General features: G+C 67.8%; 5 protein-coding genes. 3 read left to right on the plus strand and 2 right to left on the minus strand.

The genetic code is table 11. The annotated features are described in order from the left end of the window. Positions 1–429 precede the first annotated feature (429 nt). Positions 430–1,674, minus strand: a complete 1,245-nt coding sequence (locus tag VIM26_RS13400; RefSeq protein WP_331951969.1) for an IS110 family transposase — start codon at positions 1,672–1,674, stop codon at positions 430–432. 357 nt (positions 1,675–2,031) lie between these two features. On the opposite strand from VIM26_RS13400, the gene VIM26_RS13405 reads away from it, so the two are divergent. Together VIM26_RS13405 and VIM26_RS13410 are read left to right on the plus strand one after the other, a co-directional pair. After that, complete coding sequence (locus tag VIM26_RS13405; RefSeq protein ID WP_331951971.1) at positions 2,032–2,403, plus strand: cupin domain-containing protein; 372 nt, start codon at positions 2,032–2,034, stop codon at positions 2,401–2,403. Positions 2,404–2,477: 74 nt separating this feature from the next. Beyond that, positions 2,478–3,065 carry an ATP-dependent endonuclease gene (locus VIM26_RS13410; RefSeq protein WP_331951973.1) on the plus strand — a complete coding sequence of 196 codons (588 nt, stop codon included), beginning with the start codon at positions 2,478–2,480 and terminating at the stop codon, positions 3,063–3,065. Positions 3,066–3,126: 61 nt separating this feature from the next. On the opposite strand, the gene VIM26_RS13415 is transcribed toward VIM26_RS13410, so the two are convergent. Beyond that, complete coding sequence (locus VIM26_RS13415; protein WP_331951975.1) at positions 3,127–3,897, minus strand: GolD/DthD family dehydrogenase; 771 nt, start codon at positions 3,895–3,897, stop codon at positions 3,127–3,129. Positions 3,898–4,138: 241 nt separating this feature from the next. On the opposite strand from VIM26_RS13415, the gene VIM26_RS13420 reads away from it, so the two are divergent. After that, the gene (locus VIM26_RS13420) at positions 4,139–4,864 is read left to right on the plus strand and encodes a PIG-L deacetylase family protein (RefSeq protein ID WP_331951977.1); all 726 of its coding nucleotides are present in this window, start codon (positions 4,139–4,141) and stop codon (positions 4,862–4,864) included. Positions 4,865–4,866 lie beyond the last annotated feature (2 nt).

Raw genomic sequence — 4,866 nt, forward strand, 5'->3', positions numbered from 1 at the left:
ACCGGACCCCAACCGCCGAATCCGACCATCAGCGAGCCGTCGACCTCCGGTGTCGCGTTGGGCAGGCGATCACGCCAGGCGCGACGCCACCGATGTCGAGGAGTACGGAGTTGCCCGGGACCTGCGGTGCGCCCGCGCCGCGGCCGAGGACCGCGCCCTGAAGCCCACCCGCGGGACGAGGAGAATGCCGGGGTGATGAAGCCGTTCGAGATGTCGGCCGCGGTCAGCTTCTTGTAGCGGACCGTCAGACCGACGTTCGTCGAGCCGATCGCGTTCGCGACGCTTCCGCCCCGGTGCAGACCGTGACTGTCGGGAGGAGGGAGCCGCTCCTGGCCGATCGCGTAGGCGACGTAGTCGTCGACGAGCGCGCCGGCCGGTATGGCCAGTGGGCACCTGCGTTGGTGCCGGCACCTGACGCGAAGATTCCCTTCACCCTGCGGCTGGTAGGGGGTTGAGGGTGACTTCGTAGCCCATCTGGCGGAGCTGGTTGAGGGCGCGCTGTTTGGTCTTGTCGGGGTTGAGTTTCGTGTAGTAGTCGCCGCCGAGATCTTGGTAGAGGACGCCGTTGGTGAGCATGTTCCAGATCGCGATCAGCATCGTGTGCTCGATGGCGACGATGGCCTTGATCGGACCGCGTCGAGACGTGATGCGTCGATACTTCGCTGCCAGGTAGGTGTCTTTGCTGCTGGCGGCGGACATCGCTGCGATCCCGAGAGCGCCTTTGAGGTAGGGGTTGCCGGGGCGGGTCTTGGTGGACTTGATCCGGCCAGCGGACTCGTTGCTCCCCGGGCAGGTCCCGGCCCAGGACGCCAGGTGCCCGGCGGTGGGGAACCGGGCCATGTCGGCGCCGGTCTCGGCGATGATCACATCGGCGACCAGAACACTGATCCCCGGGATCGTGACCATCAGGTCCCGGGCGCCACGAAAGGGCTCGATCACCACCTCGATCCGCGCCGTGACCGCGGCGATAGCCTCGGTGTGCTGGTCGATCAGGTCCAGGTGCAACCGGGCCAGGAACGCATGGTGCTCGGTGAACCGGCCGGTCAGGGCCTCGACCAGCGCCGGGATCTTGGACCGCAACCGTCGTTTCGCCAGGTCGGCAAGGGCTACCGGGTCGTGTTGTCCACGGATCAGCGCCTCCAGCATCGCCCGCCCGGACACCCCGCTGATGTCGGAGGCCACCGACGACAGCTTGATGCCGGCGTCTTCCAGCAGCTTCTCCAGCCGCTGGATCTCCCGAGCGCGGGTCCGCACCATCGTGGTGCGGGTCCGGGTCAGGTCCCGCAGCTGCCGGATCGGCTCCGGCGGCACGAACGAACCGCGGACCAGCCCGTGCGCCCCGAGCTGCGCCAGCCACGCCGCGTCCGAGACGTCGGTCTTACGACCCGGGAGGTTCTTGGCGTGCCGGGCGTTGACGAGCATCAGCTCAAATGGTGCGTCCTCGAGCAGGTAGTAGAACGGCTTCCAGTAGTCCCCGGTTGCCTCCATCACCACCAGCGTGACCCGCTCGCTGATCAGGTGCTCACGTAACGCCAGCACCTGATTGGTGACCGACCCCCACGTCGTCACCGTCGACGTCGCGCTCGCCCGGCCGCCACTGGCGACCCGGACGCACACCTTCGCGTCCCGCTTCGACACATCCAGTCCCGCACACCGCGGGTGCAACAGATCCATCGCGTGTTCCTCCTCCTCAACGGCAACGATCGCGATGTCCGTCCCGGGGAGGGCAAAGAAAATCCAGAAGTCTGACGCTCGTGCTCAAGGCAACAATCCACGGTTCCCGTGGCAGCCCTCCACCACCATGCTGACCTACAGGCTCACAGGCACTACAGGGGGCTTTCGGTGTCCTACCGGGACGAACGAGCCCATACTCCTCGCCAACCCCGGTCATCACCAGAGCCCCAGCGACACCGCAACCCGCTGAGAATCTTCGCGAACCACGGCGAGCCCGAAGGGCTCTCAGTTGCTGACCTGGGCATTGACGGCCGGGCGCCACAGTGGTAGCCCTCACGGATACGAGAGGACGTAGCCATGACGCAACCACTGGAGCACGTGTCGTTCGATCAGCCGGACGAGGTGCGGGAGGGCGAGAACTGGCGGCTCGATCTGGTCAATCTCGCAGCCGGCGCGCAAGTAGGGAGGCTCACCCTCCAGCCGGGGTGGCGCTGGTCCGAAGCTGTGAAGCCGGTGGCCGGCACCGACCTCTGCATGGCACCGCATCAGTCGTACCAGCTGTCTGGACATCTTCATGTCGCCATGCAGGACGGCACCGAGCTCGATGTGCACGCGGGCGAGATCACCTCTCTCCCGCCGGGGCACGACGCTTGGGTGATCGGCAACGAGACCGTCGTGGCGGTGGACTGGCAGGGTGCTTCGGTCTGGGCGCGTCCGCAGCACACGTAGGCGGTTGCGGCCGCCGCCTCGCCGCCAACCGGTTCCTCGCCACCGCGCGCGAGGCGGCTGCGAAGATGGGCTACGTGGACGAGACGCCCGGAGCGCGCCTGCCGGCCGGCGCACGCGCGGTCGTGCTCGTGGAGGGAGTGAGCGACCAGGCCGCGGTCGAGGCGCTGGCGCGACGTGGTGGGCGCGATCTCGACGGTGAGGGTGTGGTGGTCGTCCCGATGGGAGGCGCCACGAACATCGGCAGATTCCTGGAGTTGTTCGGCCCACGCGGTGCCGACGTGACGTTGACGGGCCTGTGCGACGCCGGTGAGGAGGCGTACTTCCGGCGCAGCCTGGAGCGGGCTGGATTCGGTTCACCGAACACGCGTGCCGAGATGGAGAGCCTCGGATTCTATGTATGCGACGCCGATCTCGAGGACGAGCTGATCCGCTCCCTCGGAGCCACCGAGGTCGAACGGGTCATCGGCGCTCAGGGCGACCTGAACGCGTTCCGTCTCCTGCAGCAGCAGCCCGCGCAGCGCGGACGCGGCGTCGAGCAGCACCTGAGGCGCTTCATGGGATCCGGTGGCGGGCGGAAGATCCGCTACGCGTCGCTCCTGGTCGACGCCCTCGATCTCACCCGCGTGCCCACACCGCTCGCACTGCTCCTCGAGCACATCTAGGGGCCAGCCCGCTGATGTCTTGACCGGGGCGGAGCCGGCCGAGACAGTGAACCGGCCGGCTTCAGCGGACTGTGTAGCCGCCGTCGACGACGATGTCGGCCCCGTTGATCATGTTCGCGCTGTCGGAGGCCAGGAACACCGCGGTGGCAGCGATCTCGTCCGGATAGGCGAACCGGCCGGTCGGGATCATCGCCTTGAAGGCCTCACCTCTGGCCCCTCCCCACGTCTGGCGTCCGAGGGCGGTCATCACGACGGTCGGCGAGATCGTGTTGGCGGTGATGCCGCGACCACCCCACTCCGAGGCCAGGACCTTCGTGAGACCGACGACGGCGAACTTCGAGGCGCAGTAGGCCAGATGACCGTCCAACGCGACGGTCGCCGCCTGCGATGCAAGGTTGATGATCTTGCCGCGGCCCTGGGCCAGCATCGCGCGTCCGACCGTCTGGCTCATGAGGAACGTGCCCTTGAGGTTCACGTCCATCGTGGTGTCCCAGACGTCCAGGCTCAGGTCCTCGGCGGCGGCCAGCGGCCCGATCCCGGCACAGTTCACCAGGATGTCGATCCGCCCGTAGTGCTCGAGCACGGCCTGGACGGTCGCGGTGACCGCTGCCGGGTCGGACACGTCACACGCGAACGCCGCACATCCGTTCCCCAGTTGAACAACTGTCGCCTCGGCGGCGTCCAGGGCCAGGTCGGCCACCGCCACCTTCGCGCCCTTCGCGACGAAAGCGCGCCCGATCGCCGCGCCGATACCGGAGGCGCCGCCGGTGACCACGGCTACCTTGTCGGTCAGCGAGAACGTCAGGTCGGCGTGCGAGTCGGAATCAGTCACATCTGCTCATCTCGGGTCGTAGTGCCAGCGGCGGTGCCGCTCTCGATGATGTCGGACGGCCGCGTCGCGGGCGAGGGTTCGCGTCCCCAGGCGGCCAGCGGGGCGAAACCTATAGTCGTGAGCTGGCGCCGATGGCCGGTTCGCGTCATCGACACCATGGCGGCGGCGCGAGCCGCCATGATCGTGCCGACGGTTGATCACGGGCGCCCAGCCCAACGGCTCGAACGGACAGGTGGACGCAATGCTGATCGGTGACGTCACGCGTGCCCTCGCGGTATTCGCCCATCCCGATGACGCCGAGTGGATGTTCGGCGGCACCATCCTGCGTCTCACCGCACAGGGGGCCGAGGTGAACTACGTGGTCTGCACCGATGGCTCGACCGGCACGGTCGACAGGTCGAAGACCACCGAGGAGGTGGCGGCGATCCGCGCCACGGAGCTCCGCGCCGCCGCCGACGTGCTCGGCGTCAGCGAGATCGCCTACCTGGGTTACCGGAACGACGAACTCGAGGTGACGCGCGCGCTGCGTCGCGACATCGTCCGGCAGATCCGCAGGTTTCGCCCGGAGGTCATCCTTACGATGGCGCCGCAGCGACTCCCCGACGCACCCGTCGACATCGTGCACGCAGACCACATGGCCGCGTCCGAGGCGACCCTGGTCGCGGCCTACCCCGAGAGCTACATGCCGTTCAGCCATCCTGAACTGCTGGACGAGGAGTACGCGCCGTTCCGCGTGGAGGAGGTCTGGACGTCGGCGTTCCGGGAGGCCGACCTCTACGTCGATGTGACCGATCAGGTCGAGACCAAGATGGCCGCGATCATGTGCCACCGAAGCCAGAACGGCGAGGCGAATGACGACGCGGCCTGGATGCTCGAGCACAAGGTCGGACCGGCGATGATCGAGGCCGGCCAGAAGGTCGGCTGCCGCTACGCCGAGCGGTACCTGCGCGTGCCGATCAAGTATTGAGG

The sequence above is a fragment of the Pengzhenrongella sp. genome (assembly GCF_036565025.1).
Classification (GTDB): Bacteria; Actinomycetota; Actinomycetes; order Actinomycetales; family Cellulomonadaceae; genus Pengzhenrongella.